We start from the raw sequence: 22,169 nt of genomic DNA, 5'->3' as shown, positions 1-22,169 counted from the left end.
GGAACGGTCTGCGTTGTCGGGAAGATGCGTGATCTGATCCTTCAACTCAGCAAAAGTTCGATTTATTCAACAAAGCCCCGGCACAGATAAACTTGTGCAGATTATCGCAACTTCAGCCACTATTGGCGAAGACTCTCCTGAAGGTAACAAGGAACTGGCTAAATTTGTCGCTGATCTCGCGGGCGTTACAGAACGTGATGTCAAAGTAGTCCGCGGCTATCGACAAATACCGCGGGTATCGGAGTCACTTATTCGTCATGAATATCCTACATCTTTAACTTCTCTTAAATCTCTGAGCCCTCAGGATCTTTACCAACAGCTTTGTCATTACCGTGTGGCCCAGCAATTGCGTCAGGCGTTAACTCACCCCGGACGCCAGGCAGTACGTTTGAGTGAGTTGCTCAATGTTGCCAGAAGAACCTGGCCAGATATTAATCACCGTGAGCTACTACAACTCCTTGATCTAATGGCGGGATCGCGAGCAGGTGAACTTGCTTTTACGCCATTACGTATGCATGGGTTTATCAGAACACTAGCGGGTCTATGGTCATGTTCAAACAAACAATGCTCACATAAAGCGCATGAATTAAATCAGAGTGACTGGCCATTTGGTCAGGTATGGTTTGAGCAGCGCCAATATTGTGACTGTGGTGCGCCGGTATTTGAAGTTTTACGTTGCTCCGGGTGTGGTTCAGCTTATTTGTCTGCCAAAGAGGAGGTGCGCGGTGATGGAACGAACTGGTTGGTAGCGCAACCCGCCGCTGCCGAAGTGGATGAATTTGCTCTTGATGTAGATGTTTATTCTGAAGATGAAGACAACGACGAATTAGACAATAACTCTCAATTTGATCGTCTGATTGCGAGCGATGGTGAAAAATATATCATTTCACTGGAAGAAACTACGGCGGGGAAAATTGATAGTGAAGCGCAAAAGCACTATGAAATAAACCTGTTAAGACCGGAATCTCGAGGTGAGGGACGCAATAATTCCTTTGCTTGTGTTTGCTGTGGTGACACTCAACGGAAAAATAATCCTTTATTCCGTCCGCTTCGACTTGGCGCGCCATTTTTTTTAAATGAAATTATTCCTACTCTTCTGGAGTTTTCACCATTACCGCAAACAAGAGAAGAGCAGTTAGGACCGTTTAATGGTCGACGTCTGCTCACCTTTACGGATTCACGTCAGGGCACTGCCCGCATTTCTGCCCGCTTACAGCAGGATGCCGATAAAGCGACGTTGCGAGCTCTTTGTTACCAGGAGCTGGCAAATATTACAGAGCCTTCAGCAAAACTCAGCCCGGCACACTGTGCACTGTTAGAGAAAGTTATTAGCCAGTTTTCTGTCCTCCCTTTAAAAAACTCCATCGACGCACTGAAAAAAGCGATGGTTGCGAATGAGGAGCTTAGCCCGGCGGACATTCAGGCACTTAAAATTATCGAGCCGATGGTGAGTTCCTTAAGCCCGGATCATGCTGAAGCGATGCAAATACTTCAGGCTAACTCTGGCAATCAGCAGAAGAAAACCATGTCATGGCAAACACTATCTGAACAGCTGGTTGGCAGTGTGGGCCTTGCCGATAGAATGAGAGGCAGTTTTAAAGAATTGTCTGGGCTTGATCTTACTAAACAACAGTTTGCAGATTTTTGTTTATACAGTGAGTTTGGTCGCCGTCCTAAAAATGCCTGGACCCTCGAAAGTCTGGGTCTGGTAGCCATTCACTATCCATTTATTGATAAAGTTACAACCTGCCCGCAGGACTGGAAGACATTATTACCCGATCCCGATAAGCAATTAGCGGAATGGCGTAATTTATTGAAGATTACTCTTGATTTCTTTATACGTGAAAACAGTGCCGTTTTTTACGAAAACGAGCAATACCCTCGCTGGATGGGGGCACGTTTCCCGGTAAAAATGCTCCAGGGGCCAGATAAAAAAAATAAAGGGCAGACACGTGATCAACTTTGGCCACAAATACGCGATCGCCATTATAACCGGGTCATTAAGCTATTAATCGCAGTCTTTCCGGCAATACAACCTGAGCAGGCTCAATGGAAATCGTTAGTTAACCACTTAATGAATGAGGTCTGGGATGCAATTCGGCCCTGCTTACGTCAGTTTGAGTCGGGTTATCAGCTGGATATTAAACAACAAGCTGAATTTTACAGTCCAAAGCAAGTGTGGCGTTGCCCCTATACTCGACGTGCGTTAGACGTCACGTTGCTGGGATACTCTCCGTATTTGCCGGGTAGCAAAGAAATTGCACCTGAAAAAGCCGTGTTGATTGAAATGCCTGAGCTTCCTGTACGTCACTGGCGTTTGTCTGGTGGTGGAGAAATCGCCCGAAAAGAACGTCTGGAGTGGCTGGAAAGTAATGCGCTGATTCAACATGCCCGCGAGGAAGGATTATGGTCTACTCGCAGCGACCGACTGGCCCTGAAAGATAGCTGGTATCGTCTGGAGGAACACTCTGCGCAGAGAACGCCTGAGCAGAACCAGTTTAATGAAAAACAATTTAAGTCAGGCAAAGTTAATGTGCTGAACTGCTCCACGACCATGGAGATGGGGGTGGACATTGGTGGTATGAGTTTGGTGGCAATGAATAACGTTCCTCCAGCTCCGGCAAATTATTTGCAGCGTGCAGGTCGCGCGGGGCGTCGTGGAGAGAGTGCATCTGCTGCCATTACGTTATGTAAAAACACGGCGCATGGAATGGAGGTATTCAAAGACCCCCTCTGGGCGTTCAACACTACTGCCAGTGCGCCACGGGTTCGTTTTGGGAGCCGTAGTATTGTTCAACGACATGTTAATGCCCTGGTTTTAGGTCTGTTTTTACGAGCTGAAGTTCCTGATGCGACAAAACTGAGTTGCAAATGGTTCTTTGAAGGTGATGAGAGCCAGTGTCTTCGTTTTCTCCATTGGTTAAATCACCAGGCCGATCAGCTGGCGGATAAACTTAAACGCCTTACTCAGGGAACCGTCCTGATGTCATTGACGGCAACTCAGCTCTTGACCCGCACACAAGCAATGATGCAGCAGGTTGATATCCGCTGGAGAAGCCAACTTGCGATGCTGTTGGAAAATATCGAAGCGTTGAAGGCGGATAACAGCGCGTGGGAAGAAACGCCAGCAGGTAAAGCCATCGCTTATCAGCTTCGTGATTATCGCGGTGCATATCTGTTTTCTAAACTCATTAGTGAAGCGTTCCTGCCGGGGCATGGTTTCCCGGTTGGCGTAGTCAATTTCAATTATCTGACGGCAGATGAGCTGGAAAAACGTCGCGCAATAAAAGCTACTCAGGCTGACCCTAATGAAGGGGGAGAAAGCTTTTCTCGTCGTATTGAAAAATTGCCCAGCCGTGATTTGCCTACAGCATTACGCGAGTATGCACCTGGTGCAGATGTGGTATTGGGCGGAAAAGTATATCGTTCCTCGGGCATTATGCTTGGCAAGGTACTTGCCAGCGGGCAGGAGCTGTCAGGCGATCATCATATTCCGTGGTTCTGGCATTGCCGTAAATGTGGTGCGGGGGCAACCAGTACTACCCGTCCTGTCGAATGTAGTCACTGCAAAGCGGATATACAGCAACTTGATGTGAAGCGTTATTTACAGCCTGTTGGTTTCGCGACAGATATTCGTTATCAGGCTCATAATGATGTATCCATGCCTGCACAACTTCCCTGGAAAGATCCACGTGTTCTTGTACCGTCTTCGGTGTGGGTTTCCTTACCTGATGCTGGGCTCGGACGTTACCGTTTTAGCCATAGTGGGGAGTTGTTCCACTTCAGTGAAGGGGAATTTGGGCACGGCTACGCAATTTGCCTCTCATGTGGTCGGGCAGAATCTCAAACTCAACCCCAGCGAACCCCTGAAAATCTAAAGAACCCAGAGAGGGAAAATACGCATTACCTGTTGCGAGGTGGCAGTAACGATCGTCAGGGGAGCAGTAAATTGTGCCACGGTCATGTGCATAAAGATCTGTGGTTGGGGTATAGCAGTCGTACAGATATGGTTGAGCTGCAACTCAATGATGATAATGGGCTGTTGATCCGTGATGAGGTTGCCGCACGGTCCCTTGCGGTCGCTTTGCGTGAAGGGTTAGCGCATAAATTGGGTATCGAAAATACTGAGCTGGGCGTGACGACGCAGCAAGCGCGCGATATCAATGGCTATACCGGATTTTCCATCTTCATTTACGACAATAATGCGGGTGGTGCAGGTTATGCAGTGCAATTGATCGACCATTGGGCTGATGTCTTTAATTACGCCAGAAAATTGCTCGATTGCAGTTGCGATAAATTCTGTCACCACTGCTTGCTCAGCTATGACAGTCAGCATTATGTCAACAGATTAGATCGTCACCATGCACTAACCCTACTTACCAATGTACGGTTGCAGCGACTTAACCTCGCGCCAGAATATCAGTACTTCGGCGAAGGTAGCCGGGTTGAAACTAACCCTCTGAGTTTACGTATTGCGCAATGCCTGAACAGCGAGATTTATGACTCCTGCTCGCTGGTTCTTGCGGGGCCGCAGGAACAGTGGGACTTTGCCCAATGGCCATTATTTAAAGAGTTAATCCAGTTTGCTTCCTCCGGTGGGAATGTTGAGTTGCTGGTGGCCACGCCGCTGGAAAACTTAACTGATAGCTCCAGACATCAGCTTTCCGCGTTGGCGGCGATGCCGGGAGGGCGCTTACAAGTAAAATCCCTTGCCACTGCGCAACTCATGCAAGGAAAGGGGCGCTGGCTTGCGCAGGTGACTCGCGAAGGGCAAAGCCGACAGTGGGCCGCAGACGACAGCGCTACCGTTGCACCTGGTGAATTATGGGGACAAAGTGCGTCTTCACCAGTAGTGACACTTAAAGGAACGTCCAGAAAAATCTTCTCGGGTCAGATCTTAAGTGCAGAAGACTTACTGCCCGCCTTACCCGCCGGGACGGTGCGCATCAATCTCTGCGAACAGCTGGACGGGCCGCTGGAAGGTTTTGGTTCGCGTTTCTGGTCGTTAGTCACGCAACAGCACGCTGGCTGGAAGCAGGCATTTACCCGCCACAAAGAGATAACGCATGTTGAGTACAGCGATCGTTATCTTAATAGCCCATTCACAGCTCGTTTGTTAGGTGAAATCTTAACCGAGCTGGTTGAACAGGGAATGGCGGAACGCGCCAGCCTCACTGTTTGCGTCAAAAAATTGGATTACAACTCTCGCCAACACGACTCCCTCTATAACGCGTGGCTTAATGAGGAAGATCGTCAGCAGGTTGTGACCACTTTACTTGAAGAAGGATATCTGGGGCCTGCGTGGCCGGGAGCAATTAGCTGGTTAACGGGTGATAACCAGAGTACGGAGCATGGACGAGAACTGACAGTCACCTTCAGCGATGGCAGTCAGCATTATGTCCTGCTCGACATGGGGCTTAGCTACTGGCGCTGTATTGAAGACACCTTCTTTGATTTTGCCCTGCGAGTACCGCAGCAAGTTGAACGGCTGGCAAACACGCGAGCGCGAGCTGTTGCCCCGGGTAATGACCTTAGGAGTTATATTATCGCTGGTTAAATAATTGCTCCCCTGGAGATATCTTCCAGGGGAGTTGACCCAGCTCACTTTTTAATAATTTTTGTTTGAAAATCATGCGCAATTTATGCGCATTCCCTCCCATTTAGTCACTTTGCCGGGAGCCTTCATGATATCTTTAAGGCCCTCTTTTTTATCGCAGTGTGCCGCGCCACATTTTTCAGGATGACGTTACTGCCACTGCCCCAAATAGACAGAAAAACTGATGAATAAGCAAAATTATGCACCTGGTATGCGGGTGGTTATTCGTGATGCCGAATGGCGTATTCGCCGGGCGGATGACAGTGGTGATGGTGGGTATTTGCTGACCTGCGATGGTATTTCAGAGCTGGTGCGCGGTAAAGAAGGGTTATTTCTGACCAAACTGGAACAAAAAGTAGAGATCCTGGATCCCGCAAAAACGCATTTGGTGGAGGATGAGTCCGCCAATTATCAGGCGGCGCAGTTGTATATCGAAAGTCAGTTACGCCAACGCGTACCGACAGACAGTAAAGTCCATTTTGGTCATCAGGCGGCGATGGATTCCATGCCGTTTCAGCTCGATCCTACGCGGATGGCGCTGGCACAGCCGCGCCAGCGGATACTCATTGCCGACGCTGTCGGTCTGGGTAAAACGCTGGAAGCCGGTATTCTGGTTTCGGAACTGATCCGTCGTGGGCGCGGAAAACGTATTCTGGTTCTGGCGGTTAAATCGATGCTGACACAATTCCAGAAGGAGTTCTGGAGCCGTTTTGCGATTCCATTGACCCGCCTGGATTCTGCTGGTTTACAAAAGGTGCGTAACCGCATCCCTACCAACCACAACCCGTTCCACTATTTTGACAAGACCATTATCTCCATCGATACGCTGAAACAAGACATTGAATATCGTCACCATCTGGAAAATGCCTGGTGGGATATTATTGTCATTGATGAGGCCCATAACGTCGCAGAACGTGGAACCAGTTCGTTACGCAGTAAACTGGCAAAACTGCTCGCCGGGCGCAGCGATACGCTGATTATGCTTTCAGCAACGCCGCATGATGGTAAAGCTGAAAGTTTTGCCAGCCTGATGAACATGCTTGACCCGACGGCGATCGCCAACCCGAAAGAGTATGAATACGCCGACTTTGCCGATAAAAATCTGGTTGTCCGTCGCTTCAAAAAAGACGTGAAAGATCAGATGTCCGGCGAGTTCCCCGAGCGCAATATTGTCAAATTGACTCGCCCGGCATCCGGTGCCGAAGAAGAAGCATACCGTCGCCTGGTTGAGAGTCAGTTCCGTGATGATGACGATGAACAGGCCCAGTCTAACAAAGGTCGTCTGTTCAAGATAACTCTCGAAAAAGCGCTATTTTCCAGCCCGATGGCGTGTGCCAGCGTAGTGGCTAATCGTCTGAAGCGTCTTGAGAGCCGTAAAGATCATAATAGCCAGAGCCAGATCAACGAACTGGAGTCATTGCTGTTGGCGCTGAATAACATTGATGCCAGCCAGTTTAGCAAATACCAGTTGCTGCTCGACACCATCCGTAAAGACCTCGCCTGGAAAGCCAATAACACGGAAGATCGCCTGGTGATCTTCACCGAAAGCATTAAAACGCTGGAGTTCCTCGAACAGCAACTGCGAGCGGATCTGAAATTGAAAGATGATCAGATCGCCACGCTGCGCGGCGATCAGGGCGATACGGTGTTGATGGAAACCGTAGAAGCCTTTGGTAAAACGCAGTCTCCGTTGCGTCTTCTGGTTTGTTCGGATGTGGCATCTGAAGGGATCAACCTGCATCACCTTAGCCACAAAATGATTCACTTTGATATTCCGTGGTCGTTGATGGTATTCCAGCAACGTAACGGGCGTATTGACCGCTATGGGCAAAAACATCAGCCCCAAATCCGCTATCTGCTTACTGAGGCCAGCGAACCACAGATCAATGGCGATATGCGCGTACTGGAAGTGTTGATCAACAAAGACGAACAGGCGCAGAAGAACATTGGGGACAGTTCGGAGTTTACCGGCAAATTTACCCAGGAAGAGGAAGAAGAGCAGGTTGCAGAGTTCATGATGCAGGATGATGGTGCCAGCCTGTTTGATCAACTGCTGAACAGCAACGTCTCGGAAAGCGCCGAACATGATCTGTTTGGCGAAATATGCAGTGCGGTTTCCAGCGATGCCTCAATGGTCACCGAAACAGACACCAGCTTGTTTGCCAGCGAACAGGCGTACTGTGAAAGAGCATTGGGTTACCTGAAAGCCAGTGGTCAAACTATCCAGTATGAAACCTTGCCTGATAATACCTTGTCGCTGGTGGCACCGGAGGAGTTACGCCGCCGCTTCAACCAGCTACCGCCTGAAATCGCGCCGGAGAACTGGCAGCTCTATTTAAGTCAGGATAAAACCGTCATCACCGACGCGATTGCACGCGCTCGCGGTGAGCAACATGCCTGGCCCGATGTGCAGTATCTCTGGCAAATCAACCCGGTAGTGCAGTGGCTGGACGATAAAATCTCTTCGGCTTTTGGTCGTCATCAGGCACCGGTTATCCGTCTGCCATACCTGCTTGAACCCGATGAAGATCACTTCATTCTTTCCGGGTTGTTCCCGAACCGTAAATCACATCCGATGGTGAACCCGTGGATAGTGGTGAGCTTTAACCGTGAATCGCTAATCGGCAGTCAGCCATTCGCTGAGTTTTTACAACGTCATCCGCAGTTGAGTAACAAGCTGACTAACAGCGGCGGTAAAGACCGTAATCACCAGCGTCAGCAGGATTTACTGGAAGCGGCTATTGCTCATGCCCGGGAGGTATTCATCCATGATCGGAATGCGTTTGAAACGCACATTAACCAGCAACTGAATGAGCATCTGCAAAAGCTGGACGTTTTGCGTGGGCGGCAGTTGAGCCAACTTGAGCTGGATTTTGCCGATAACAAACAGCAATTGTCAGTCAAGCAGAGCCGTAAAGAGCAGAGACAACGCGAAATCGAACACAATTTTGACAGCTATATTGAATGGATTGAGGACACCATGACGACTGAAAAAGAACCCTACATTCAGGTAATTGCTGTTATCACCGGAGCGGAGGGTTAATCATGGCGCTGGTCGGTATTAATAACGAAAACGAATTTTACTCTAACCACTATTTGGGTGAGGTTTTCACCAGTGATATCCGCGATGTGCTGGAACCCTGGATAGCCCAGGAAAATGCAGCGCGTGAAGCGGAGCGTGCCGCTCGTGAACAGGGCAAAGACGTAGAGCCGGGATACCGCGCTCCGTGGAACCAGTTTAACAGTCTGGCGACTGAGTTTTTCCGCAAACTTGCCGAGCACGAAAAACAGCGTCAGATCCCGCAGCGTCTGGCCGATCAACGTAATCGCTGGCAGCCATTGTTAAAGGCGCTGGGCTACGAAATTACGCCGCAGATCCAAATGCTGGATGACGATACACCACTGCCGGTACTGGCGCGTTACAACAGCACTGACGGTAGCCCGTGGCTGTGGATTGTTGAAGCACACGATCAGGAAGAGGGAACGCTGGATCCGCTGGCGCTCTCCTTACTGACCGCGCAATTCCCGGCGGATACCGACAAACATAAGCGCGACAGCCTGCGCAAAAAAGCCAACGGTGAATATCGCAGCTGGCAGGATCTGCTCTCTACGGCGGTCTTCACCCAAAATGAACCGCCGCGTTTTGTGCTGCTGCTCGGTAACCGTCAGCTCTTGCTGTTGGACCGTACTAAGTGGGCGCAAAACCGTCTGCTGCGTTTTGATTTTGAAGAGATTTTAAGTCGTCGTGAAACGGATACGCTGAAAGCTACGGCGGTGTTGCTACATAAAGATTCTCTGCTGCCGGGCAGTGGGGCACCTTATCTTGACTCGCTGGATGACAATTCGCACAAACATGCGTTTGGTGTTTCGGAAGATCTGAAATATGCCCTGCGCGAAAGCATTGAGTTGCTGGGCAACGAAGCGATGCATTATCTGATCGACCGTGGCCTGGCAAACTATACCGGTAACCGTGCGGTGGATCCGGATGAACTGAGCCGCGAATGTCTGCGTTACATGTACCGCCTGCTGTTCCTGTTCTACATTGAAGCGCGCCCGGAGCTGGGTTATGCGCCAATGACCGCCAAAACCTATCTGCAAGGTTACAGCCTGGAAACGTTGCGCGATCTGGAGATGATCCCGCTGACCAGCGAAGAAGATCGCAACGGGCGCTACTTCCACGACAGCCTGAATATGCTGTTTAAACTGGTGCGCGAAGGCTACAACGGCGGCGTGAAAATGCAGAGTGACCTGGAGAGCGGCGACCGGATTACCATCCATAGTCATCAGTTCAGCGTCCCGCGTCTGGAAAGTCATCTGTTTGATGCCAACAACACGCGCATTCTTAACCGCGTGGTATTCCGTAACGAAACCCTGCAACAGATTATCCAGGCGATGTCGTTAAGCCGCCCGGGCAAAGGGCGCTTTAACCGCCGCGGACGTATTTCTTATCGCCAGTTGGGTATCAACCAGTTGGGGGCGGTGTATGAGGCGCTGCTCTCCTATCGCGGATTTTTCGCCAGCGAAGATCTCTACGAGGTGAAGAAAGCCGGGGAAGAGTTTAACGAGCTGGAGACGGGTTACTTCGTCAGTAAGGATGAGATTGGCAAATACCACGAAGACGAGAAGGTTTACGAGAAAGACGGCAGTCTGCGCATTCACCGCAAAGGCAGTTTTATCTACCGTATGGCCGGGCGCGACCGTGAGAAATCTGCCTCCTATTACACCCCGGAAGTGCTGACCCGTTCACTGGTTAAATATGCCCTGAAAGAACTGTTTAAGGAGCAGATTGATCCCATTAGCGATCCGCACGCCAAAGCCGACGCCATCTTAAACCTCACCGTATGCGAACCGGCGATGGGCAGCGCAGCGTTCCTTAACGAAGCCATCAACCAGCTGGCGGAAGCGTATCTGTTCCACAAACAGCAGGCGGAAGGTCGCCGCATTCCTCAGGATCGCTACACCCAGGAGCTGCAACGGGTAAAAATGTACATTGCCGACAACAACGTATTCGGCGTGGACTTGAACCCGGTGGCGGTGGAACTGGCGGAAGTGTCGCTGTGGCTGAATGCCATCAGCGGCGATGCATTTGTACCGTGGTTTGGCTACCAGCTGCACTGCGGCAATTCGCTGGTGGGGGCACGCCGTCAGGTGTTCAACAAGAGCGAGCTGACCTACAAAAAAGCGAAAGATCCGAGCTGGCTTAACAGCGAACCGGCCGAGCTGGCGATGAATACGCCGCGCGAAGAGAAGCAGATTTTCCACTTCCTGCTGCCGGATAGCGGCATGGCCAACTACAGCGACAAAACCGTCAAACAGCGCTATCCGGATGATTTCAAAGCGCTGGACAGCTGGCGCAAAGAGTTTACCAAAAGTTTTGCACCGCATGAGATTGCTGATGTGCAGCGCATTAGCGGCAAAGTGGAAACGCTCTGGAACACATTTCGTCAGCAGCTGAAAGCCGAGCGCCAGAAAACCGCCGACAGCTACCCGGTGTGGCCGGCAGATAACAGCGAGCAGACGCGTTCTTCGCTGAGCAGTAAAGATGAAACCTTCAGTGGTCGTCTTGAAGATAACAGTACCTATCAGAAACTGCGCTGGGTGATGGACTACTGGTGTGCACTATGGTTCTGGCCAATCGACAAAGCGAATGAACTGCCGGACCGCGGTATGTGGCTGATGGAGATGGAGACGCTGATCGACGGTATTGTCGTCACGGAAAGAGTCACTGAAGTTGCAGAGCAGGCCACCGGCAATCTGTTTGCCGACGAGGATATTGTTCGTGAAGAATCTTCGCTGTTTTCCGGTGCAGGCCGCCTGAAAACTGAAGTATTGTTCCGTCATTTGCCGCGTCTGGCGATTGTTGATGCGCTGAAGAAGCAGCACCGTTTCTTCCATTGGGATCTGGAATTCTGCGATCTGTTCGCCGAGCGTGGCGGTTTTGACCTGATGCTCGGAAACCCGCCGTGGCTGAAGGTGGAATGGCAGGAAGCTGGCGTGCTGGGCGACTACGAGCCGGAGTTTGTACTGCGTAAGCTGAGCGCCTCGAAGCTGGCGACGTTGCGTGCTGATACCTTTAACGACATTCCGGCGCTGGAAGCGGCCTGGCGCAGCGAGTATGAAGGCTGTGAAGGGATGCAGAACTTCCTGAATGCGCAGCAGAATTACCCTGTACTGCGTGGTGTGCAGACCAATCTGTATAAATGCTTCCTGCCGCAGGCATGGCGCTTAGGGGCGCAGAAAGGCGTGGCAGGTTTCCTGCACCCGGAAGGGATTTATGACGACCCGAAAGGCGGTCAGTTGCGTGCGTCGGTGTATCCGAGGTTGAGGGCTCATTTTCAGTTTCAGAACCAGAGAATATTGTTCCCTATTGGCGATAGAGTTAAGTACAGCATTAATATTTATTCCAGTACAAAAAACGATCATGTTGAGTTTGTTAATATTGCTAACCTTTTCTCAGCCAAAACGATCGAGCTTTGCTTTGCTCATGATGGCTCCGGTGAAGTTGGTGGCATTAAAGATGACGAAACAGGTTCCTGGAATGAAGCGGGGCATCAAAGCCGTATTTTGGCTGTTGGAATGGAGCGACTTGCACTATTTGCCAGTCTTTATGATGAAGAGGGTACGCCGGCTCTTGAGGCTCGACTTCCTGCGCTTCATGCTGAACCGCTTGTTTCTGTACTTGAAAAATTTGCAAAGCAGCCCAGACGGTTGGGGGACTTGCAGGGGCAATATTTCTCCACCGTCATGTTTGATGAAACATATGCTCAAGCTGACGGAACGACTAAACGGCATACCCAATTTCCGGAAGACACATCACAATGGATTCTATCTGGACCACATTTCTATGTCGGAACACCGCTTTATAAGACTCCAAGGGAGATTTGCACAGAGAAAGGACACTATGACTGCCTGGACCTGTTAACGCTGCCCGACGATTACCTGCCGCGCACTAACTATATTCCAGCATGTGATGCTCAAGAATATGCCAAACGTACTCCACGCGTTACATGGACTGAACCGGGTGAAGATGAACCGAGAAAGGTGACGGATTATTATCGTTTTGTGAATCGTGAAATGATAGGGCCATCTTCGGAGAGAACGTTGATTTCAACAATTGTTCCACCGGGTGTAAGTCACATTAATACTTGCCTGGGCTCAGCATTTAACAATACTCAAACATTGCTCGATTATTTTTCAATGACGCTTTCTGTACCGTTGGATTATCGGGTTAAAAGTACTGGTATGGGGCATGCCAATACCTCTCTTATTAACCAACTGCCAGTACTTACAAATGATGCTTATCGCACGGCACTGCATAGTCGAGCACTGTGTCTCGTATCGCTTGTGAGCAGTTATACCGATCTCTGGCAATCCTGCTACAACCCAGACTTCAACACCCAGTGCTGGAGCCGCGATCTCCCACAACTTTCACAAGATTTCTTCGCCAACCTGACCCCGGAGTGGCAGCGTAACTGCGCTTTACGCTCCGACTACAGCCGCCGTCAGGCGCTGGTAGAAATTGACGTACTGGTGGCGCAGGCTCTGGGTTTAACCCTCGAAGAACTGCTTACTATCTACCGCGTTCAGTTCCCGGTCATGCGTCAGTATGAAGCCGATACCTGGTACGATCAAAACGGCCGCATTATCTTTACTCCAAGTAAAGGCCTGGTGGGCGTTGGCCTGCCGCGTACCGCGCGTAAAGCGGACCTGAAAAACGGTTTTGTCTTTAACGTCGCCAGCCCAGACTGGACCGGCGGCGATTGCACCGATCAAGCCATCGGCTGGGATGATGTCAAGCATCTGCAAACCGGCACTGTCAGCGTCACTTTTGATGACTATACCCGCAGCGATGAAGGCGAGCGCCGAACCGTCATTTGGCAGGCTCCGTTTATCAAACCCGACCGCGAAGATGATTATAAAGTGGCCTGGGCATTCTTTGCACAAGATAAGGAGAGTGCCTGATGCTGCCTTCCGTTGTCAGTCGGCAGGTTGCCGACAGTGTTGCTTCCTTTTTACGGGCAGCCTTCCCGCTTAACAGCCCGCTGTTTAACGGTGAAGAAAACAATAACGTCTCGATGCTGGAGCAATTTCTGTCCCAGCCGGAAACGCTGCTGAAAGGGCCGTATCTTTCCGCTCAGCTGCCGTTTCGTAAAAGTGACTTACCGCTGAACTTCTTCCCTAACCTGACGCTGCCGTTCCCACCGCACGCGCATCAGGCGCAGGCGTTTCAGCGCCTGGGTATCGAGATGCCTCAACCGACGCTGGTGGCGACCGGGACGGGTTCTGGTAAAACGGAATGTTTTATGTTCCCGCTGCTTAACCATTGTGCGGGGGCATCAGAGGCCGGTGTTAAAGCGATCATCATTTACCCGATGAACGCTCTGGCAACCGATCAGGCCAGCCGTTTCGCCAAAACTATCGCCAGCGATCCGCAGTTGCATGGCAAAGTAACCGTCGGCCTGTTTGTCGGCGACAGTGAAATCGAACCCAGCAAAAAGATGTCTGCAGATAAAGTCATCACCTGCAAACATACCCTGCGCGAGAACCCACCGGATATCCTGCTGACTAACTATAAGATGCTGGATTACCTGCTGATGCGCCCCGGCGATCAGAAGCTCTGGCGCTATAACCAGCCAGGGTCACTGCGTTATCTGGTGGTGGATGAACTGCATACGTTTGATGGTGCGCAGGGGTCGGATCTGGCCTGTCTGGTGCGCCGCTTAAAGCATCATATCGGTGTTGATGACAAGCGTTTTGCCTGCGTGGGGACGTCGGCTACCGTAGGTGACGAACTGGGACAACTACTCGATTACGCAAAAACAATCTTTGACCAGCCGTTTACCGATGACGCCGTTATTCGCGAAGATCGCTACACGGCAGCGGAGTACTTGCAGAATTACGCTATTGCGTACAGTCAGTATCCGGGGCCGGAGTTCGCTTCGGCCCTGGACCCGCAGAGTTACGCTACCCCGGTGGCGTATCTCAACGGACAAATCTCTTTGTGGTTCCCCGACAGCGACTTGCAGCTTCCGGACGATCTGGAGAGCGACGACGGGCGTGAAAAGCGTATTGCGCTGGGGTCACTGTTACGCCGCCACAGCGTGATGCATGTCTTACTCCATGATCTGCAAGGCGGGATCCTCTCTGAACGAGAGTGTCTGGAAAATCTCCAGGTTATGCTGGCAGAAAGCGCCGACCATGCCCGACGCGTGCTGCAAAGCATTCTGGCGCTGATCGCACAGGCACGTCTCGAAGTACCGGAAACGGAACACGATCGGCAAAAACGTCTCCAGGCGAAGAAAGCGCGTCCGGTGCTGCCGTTTGTGCAACTGCGTTCCCAGTTGTGGCTTCGGGAGATGCGTCGTCTGGTCGCCAGCGTGGCGAAAACGCCGCGACTGGTGTTTGCCGATGATGTGGCGGTGGAAGACCGCGAACACTATTTGCCGGTTATCCACTGCCGTGACTGCCACGCAACTGGCTGGGCCAGTCTGCGTCATGGGCAAAGCGTTCAGCTGGAAACAGACCTCGACGGCATTTATCGCCAGTTCTTTGAAAAAGGACGCTCCATCGTCCTTGCTTTCCCGGATAACAACGAAAAAGCGGTCAGTGGCGCACACCAGAAACTGTGCCCTACCTGTCTGAAACTGAACCGACAGTCCAGCGTCCAGTGTGGACATTGCGGTCATACGGAGCTGTTGCAGGTACTGATCCCGGATATGCTCAAAGAGCGTAAGGACGAGCTGGAGTTTGCTAATGAATGCCCGTACTGCAACAGCAAACAGGGGATTTCGATCCTGGGGTCACGGGCTGCCAGTCTGTCGGCGGTGATGATTCACCAGCTTTATGGCAGCCAGTTCAACGAACATAAAAAGCTGATTACGTTTTCTGACTCGGTACAAGACGCCGCGCATCGTGCCAGCTTTTTTACTGCCCGAACCTGGCCGCTGATGATTCGTGGGCAAATCGGCAGGGTTCTTGGCGAAAAAGAGACATTACCGCTGGATGCGTTCGCGGCGCGTGTTTGCCAACAAACGCGTGAACGTTCACCGGACGATGCTCATTTTGCAGCGAACTTCATCGCACCAAATATGCAGTGGCTGAATGATTATCAGACGCTGAAAAATGAAGGCAAACTGGCGGAGAACTCCGATCTGCCGGAGCTGGTTTCCCTGCGCCTCGACTGGGAGGTGTACAGCGAATTCACCCTGCGCGCGCGTATCGGACGTACGCTGGAAGCCACCGGTTATGCCGTTGCCGGAGTGGATAAAGATCGCTTTAATCCGGCAATTACCGCCCTGCATCAACAGCTTTGTGAAGAGCTGGGTGATGAGATGTCCGGTGTGAGCGTCGAGCAGGTCGCGCACCTGGCGCTGGGGGTTATCTGGTATCAACGCCAGGCCGGGGCTGTTATGCATCCGGCGTTCGAAAGTTATCGCCGTGATGGCACGACCTTTATGATGACGCAAAAAGAGCGTACCTCGCGCTATATGCCTTCTATCGGTCCGAAAACACGTAAACCGGCTTATGCCTCGTTTGAAAAAATTAATGGTTTCCATCGCCTGATTGGCGCGAAGTCTAACCCCAGCTGGTATCAACATTGGATCAATCGCACGCTGAGTAACGGCAATAATCTGTTTATCAGTAGCGTTGCGGAAACAGTGTTACGACGTCTGTTTACGGCGTTGAAAATAGCCGGAGTAGTAAAAGATTTTGACACCAAAGGGCGTGAAGCCTGGGGACTGGTGCCTTCGGCGCTGGTGGTGAGCCGTGACGTCGTTCAGCTTAATTGTTCATGTTGCCGTGAGGTTGTCCGGGCTCCGGCCGATCAAGGCTGGCAGTGGCGTAATGCGCCTTGTCTCTCTTTACGTTGTGAAGGTCGTTACCAGGAAGTCGACAATATGGCGACCTGGCGTTGGGAGAACATGGACATCGCGCGCGTGCAGGGCGCAGAACACACGGGGCTGCTTAGCCGTGAAGATCGTGAAGCCACCGAAAAATCGTTCTACCGGGGCAACCAACCGTGGAATATCAACCTGTTGTCGGCAACACCGACGCTGGAGATGGGTATTGACGTTGGGGATCTTTCCACCGTATTACTCTGTTCTGTCCCACCTGCTCAGGCCAACTACTTGCAGCGTATTGGTCGCGCCGGTCGTAAAGATGGTAACGCGTTAAACATTACCGTGGCAGAAGGGAACCCGCACGATCAGTTTTTCTTTGAAGAACCGCTGGAGATGATGCAGGGCCAGGTGCAGGCTCCTGGCGTCTTCCTCAATGCAACGGCTATTCTCGAACGCCAGCTGGCAGCTTTTTGTATGGATAACTGGGTGAAAACCGGTGTACCAGAATCCGCTATCTGTAAAAACGTCAAACAGATGTTGGATGAGCTGGAGTTCGGGCGTAAATCGGGTTTTCCGTATAACTTACTGCGATATATCGAACAGCATCATGCGGAGATTGCTGCACAATTTACTGAGATCTTCCCCGATCTTGTCGCAGAAACTCGCCAACAGCTGTTGTCTTATCTTCAGGGCGCGCCAGGACAACGCTCGCTGGCGCAGCGTATAGAAGAAGCGTTAAAACTGCTGGTGGAAGATCGCAAATCTTTGCGCTCACGCATCGATAAACTCAAGCGCAGCATCGATAAACTGGAGAACGCGCCGCGCGATCAAAACTTTGACAGCGATATGCGCGAACTGACTTCAGAACGGCAGGCGCTGATGGCGCTGGTCAATCAAATCAACAATAAGCAAACGCTGAATTTCCTCACGGATGAAGGTCTGCTGCCTAACTACGCCTTCCCGGAAGCCGGTATTACGTTACGTTCTGTGCTCTGGCGGCGTAAAGAAGGCGGGGAAGCGCGTGAATATCAAAACACCACTTTCGAATATGAACGCCCGGCATCAACGGCGCTGGCTGAGCTGGCTCCGCTGAATAATTTCTATGCCGGTGGGCATAAAGTTGAAATTGAGCAGATAGACCTGAAGGTCTCTGAGCCGGAGAACTGGCGTATCTGTAGCCACTGTAACTACAGCGAAAATATCGACCAGACAGGCGACCAGCATAAATATTGCCCGAAATGTGGCACACCGGGGTGGGCCGATGCCGGACAAAAAACCACGCTGCTGAAACTTCGCCAGGTTTATGCCCGCGCCAGCGCACGTGATAGCCAGATCAGCGACGAGAGCGACAGCCGTGAACCTGCTTTCTTCCAGCGTCAGCTATTGGTTAGTTTCGAAAAAGAAGATGTATCGGCGGCATACGCGATTGAGGAAGGCGAAGTTCCGTTTGGTTTTGAATTTTTAAGCAAAGTCACCCTGCGGGATATCAACTTCGGCAAAATGGCGGATGATGCCAATGAGTTGATGATTGCCGGAGAAGCGAAGAAGCGAACCGGGTTTAAAGTTTGCCTCGGGTGCGGCATGGTGCAGCGTCCTCGCGATCATGAACCTCGTCATGATTTGAGCTGCAAATATCGCACGGAACCGGAAAAGGCGAAGTTCGAAGATTATCTCTATCTCTATCGCCAGCTGGAGTCAGAAGCGTTGCGTATTCTGCTCCCGGTAAGCAGTTACAGTAATGACCGTGTCGTGGAGGCTTCTCTTGGGGCGGCGATCCAGCTCGGCCTTAAGCATTACTTCAAGGGGAATGTCGATCACCTGAAAGGCGTTGTGTACCGCGAGCCGGAAAATGAAGGCGAATCCTGGCGGCAGTATCTGGTGATTTACGATACCGTCCCGGGGGGAACTGGTTCTCTTAAAGAGCTGATGCGCACTCCCGACAATTTGCTGAAATTACTTGAACTGGCCTATCAGGCAATAGTGGAATGCAGTTGCAACAATGATACGCATAAAGATGGTTGTTATCGTTGCGTTTACGCTTACCGTGACCGTGGGCGCATGAAGTATGTCTCCCGCGATCAGGCGCGTCTCTTGCTGGCGAAAATTTTGCAGGCAAGAGATTCGATACGGGTAATTGATTCCATCAAAAACATTTCCCTCGAAGCCATGATGGGCAGTGAGCTGGAAAAACGGTTTATTAGCTGCCTGCAAGAAAATAAAAACCTGATTGTCAGTCGCAGTTACGCGCATCAGGGCGCTGGGTGGATTATTAACACCCGCAGCGAACCGATGATGAGCTGGCATCTTAAAGCTCAGGTGGATTTAGGCGCTAAAGAGGCGGTGGGGATCCCTTGTCGCCCGGATTACGTGCTATATCCGCTTATGCAGTCTGATGCCATTAAACCGGTAGCTATTTTCCTTGATGGCTTTGCGTTCCACAAAAATAGCGTCGCAGAGGATGTGCAAAAACGCCAGGCGATTCGGGATAGCGGTAATTTCTGGGTGTGGACAGTCACGTGGGCCGATCTCAAAGAGCCTGGGCTTAAACATGTTCAGGATGTCCTGGGACTTGGGCATAACCCGGATATGAAACAGCCTAAGTTTTATAACCTGTTTCACGATACCAACTTTGCGGCCCTTGAAGCGTCGTTCCGGGAACGTAACAGTTTTGCACTGCTGCTGGATTATCTCGCCGATCCGGGCGGAAGAACGCAGTTATGGCAGAGAATGGCTGCTGCACATGCCTGGGTGTGGTTGGATGTGAAGAAGTCACAGGACGCGGGAACGAAACAAAAGTATGCCTATGAAATGCAGGAAAACGCGCCAGCCTGGCGGCTAGCAGAGCTTTTGCCAGACGAACCGTTTGTCTTTGGTGGTTTACTCGATAGCTGTAACTCATCGCAGCAATTTATTGAGCTGGCTTCGGTGTTACCACAACAAGCCATTAAACCGACGACCAGCGTCGCACAAATGCGCAGCTGGCTGCGTTTGCATATCTGTTTTGACGATCGCTATACGCAGGATGACGGTTATGAAGCGGGACTCAATGGCTTCTGGCGACTGGTAAACCTGTTACAGTTCCTGCCGGATATGACCTTTACCAGCCGTAAAGCCGTGCATTTACCGCAGGAAAGCGTTGACACTAAAGTTTCGGCAACGCCAGAGGCAGTACCAGAGACGGATGAAAGTTGGGCTGAGATTATTGAGTTTGGCTTATTAAGCGCTGAAGAGATCGCGTTGCTTCAGTCTCATTCTCTCTCTGCGCCGACTCTCGGCTACGAATTGCAAAATGATGAGGGTGAAATTATTGCAGAAGCCGATCTCGCCTGGCCATCACAAAAATGGGCATTGATTATTGATAATCAAGAATTTATTCCATTATTCACAACCAGAGGTTGGCACGTTGCATTCGGGCCAATTGACGAAAATACATTGCAACATCTGTCCGGAGGTGACAAATGACGGTGCAAACGCCCAAGGTGGCACTTTCTGATGGTTTTCTGGGCGCATTCGCGCGGATCCCAAAAGCACAGCAAAAAAAGGTGCAGGAATTCATCTCCAAATTCCGTCAGGACCCGACCAGTAATGGACTTAACTATGAAAAGATCCACGATGCGCGCAGTAAAAATGTCCATTCGGTGCGAATCGATCAAACTTATCGCGGCATTGTTCTGAAACCTGAACAGGGTGCCCTGTATATGCTGATGTGGGTGGATAAACACGACGAAGCATACGACTGGGCGCGGCGGCATGATTGTTCGATTCACCCGGTTACCGGCGCGATTCAGGTCATTGATATTAGCTATATCAAACCGGCAGCGGAAACGGTGGTTGATAAACCGAAACTCTTCGCAGCTTACAGCGCGGAACAGATTCTGGCCCTGGGTGTGCCGCCTGTCTTTATTGATCAGGTGATGGCGCTTACCGATGAAGCCGGGCTTAATCAACTTGAAAGCATAATGCCAGCAGAGGCCTGGGAACCTCTGCACTGGCTGGCAGAAGGGCTGGATTACCAGGAAGTGCTGGAAGAGTTTAACGATCATCGTGATGAGCCTGTTGATACCAACGACTTTATGGAGGCGATTGAACGAAGTAAACGTCGCTTCCATGTCGTTGAAAATGAACAGGAGCTGTTGCAGATGCTTAATGCGCCTTTAGAAAAATGGCGTGTATTTCTGCATCCGAGCCAGCGAAAACTGGTGGAGTCGCCCGCTAATGGTCCGGTACGAGTACTGGGTGGTGCAGGTACAGGGAAAACGGTTGTTGCGATGCACCGTGCGCGGTGGTTATCTCAGCGTCTGGCAGATAAACCCGGTAAGAAGGTACTTTTCACGACATTTACGCGTAACCTGGCGGCAGATATTCGCGCTAATCTCCAGCGGTTGTGTACGCGAGAAGAGATGGCGCGTATTGACGTCGTTAACATTGATGCCTGGATGAGCGACCAACTAAAACGCCACGGTTATGATTTCCGCGTGGTATACGACAGCGATGAAGGGCGACGCAAATGCTGGAACTATGCCTTGCAGCAGGCACCTGCCGAACTGGGGTTACCTGATAATTTCTATGCTGAAGAGTGGCAACGCGTTGTCCAGCCAAATGCGGTTTACACCCGGGAGGAATACCTCAAAGTCAGCCGGGTTGGACGTGGTACAGCGTTATCCCGTATTCAACGGGCGAAAATCTGGCCAGTCTTTGAAGAATTCAGAGCACAAATGGCGCGTGCCAAACTGCGCGAAATGGGCGATGCCATGCATGAGGCTATTGTTCTGTTTAAAGAAAAACAGGTTCAACTACCTTATAGCAGTATTGTGGTCGATGAAGCTCAAGATATCGGTGCCCCGGCATTTACTCTTATTCGCAGCCTGGTTCCCGAGTCGCCCAACGATCTGTTTATTGTCGGGGATGGGCATCAGCGTATTTATCGCAATAAGGTCGTTCTTGGTCAGTGTGGTATTAACGTCCGTGGTCGTCGCAGTAAAAAATTGAAGATTAACTATCGGACCACAGAAGAGACGCGTCAATTTGCTGTTGGGCTGTTAACTGGTGTGAAGGTTGATAACCTCGATGGCGAAGCGGATACCAGTAATGATTATTTGTCATTACTGCACGGGGAAAAGCCCATGATTACGCATGCGGCAGATTTCAAAGAAGAGGCTGCAACGCTCGTCAAGCAAATTCAGGCATTGCTGGCGAATCAGGTTCGTTCTCAGGATATCTGCATTACTGCGCGTACTAAACATGCTTGTGACCGCTACGCATCAGCACTGAATGACGCCGGAATTGAGACATTTAATTTAGGCAATGATAGCGGTGACAGCGATGCACGCCCTGGCGTGCGGGTTGCAACGATGCACCGTATTAAAGGGCTTGAGTTCCAGTATGTGTTCCTGGTGGGGATTAACGAAGGCGTTGTGCCGGAAATAAAAGCATTAGCATCCGATGATCCCGTTGAACAGCGTGATGCATTATTTAATGAGCGCGCGTTACTGCATGTGGCTGCAACCCGTGCCGTAAAAGGGCTGTTTGTTTCATCATCTGGTGTCCCTAGTCCGCTATTAGTGGTTGACTGAGAACATGTCCGAAACAGACCAGGAGCCGAAACGCTCCTGGTCTATAAAACAAATATTCCTGATACTTGATAGACTGGCCCCATGAATCTCCAGACAACCAATATCACTTAAATAAGTGATAGTCTTAATACTAGTTTTTAGACTAGTCATTGGAGAACA

At 50.9% G+C, this 22,169-nt stretch carries 4 protein-coding genes and 1 pseudogene; all 5 read left to right on the top strand.

Features of this window, described 5'->3' with window-relative positions; genetic code table 11:
- Positions 1 to 76: 76 nt before the first annotated feature.
- A pseudogene (locus OQV04_RS17800) lies at positions 77 to 5,557 on the top strand (helicase-related protein); the annotation flags it as partial.
- A gap of 223 nt (positions 5,558 to 5,780) precedes the next feature.
- Positions 5,781 to 8,639 carry a DEAD/DEAH box helicase gene (locus OQV04_RS17795; RefSeq protein ID WP_039022353.1) on the top strand — a complete coding sequence of 953 codons (2,859 nt, stop codon included), beginning with the start codon at positions 5,781 to 5,783 and terminating at the stop codon, positions 8,637 to 8,639.
- Positions 8,640 to 8,641: 2 nt separating this feature from the next.
- Entirely contained in the window at positions 8,642 to 13,558 is a 4,917-nt protein-coding gene (locus OQV04_RS17790) for a class I SAM-dependent DNA methyltransferase (RefSeq protein ID WP_039022354.1), read from the top strand.
- A complete protein-coding gene (locus OQV04_RS17785) occupies positions 13,558 to 19,899 on the top strand; it encodes a DEAD/DEAH box helicase (protein ID WP_039022355.1) in 6,342 nt (2,113 codons plus the stop codon). The genes OQV04_RS17790 and OQV04_RS17785 overlap by 1 nt, the downstream gene beginning before the upstream one ends.
- Positions 19,896 to 22,010, top strand: coding sequence for a UvrD-helicase domain-containing protein (locus tag OQV04_RS17780; RefSeq protein WP_039022356.1), 2,115 nt, complete (start codon positions 19,896 to 19,898; stop codon positions 22,008 to 22,010). Before OQV04_RS17785 ends, OQV04_RS17780 begins: the two co-directional genes overlap by 4 nt.
- The last annotated feature ends 159 nt before the right edge of the window (positions 22,011 to 22,169 follow it).

Source organism: Escherichia sp. Lx600-2, from assembly GCF_036662595.1.
In the GTDB taxonomy this organism is placed as follows: domain Bacteria; phylum Pseudomonadota; class Gammaproteobacteria; order Enterobacterales; family Enterobacteriaceae; genus Escherichia; species Escherichia coli.
The sequence above is the reverse complement of the archived record's forward strand: the minus strand, read 5'-3'. Positions and strand labels throughout refer to the sequence as shown.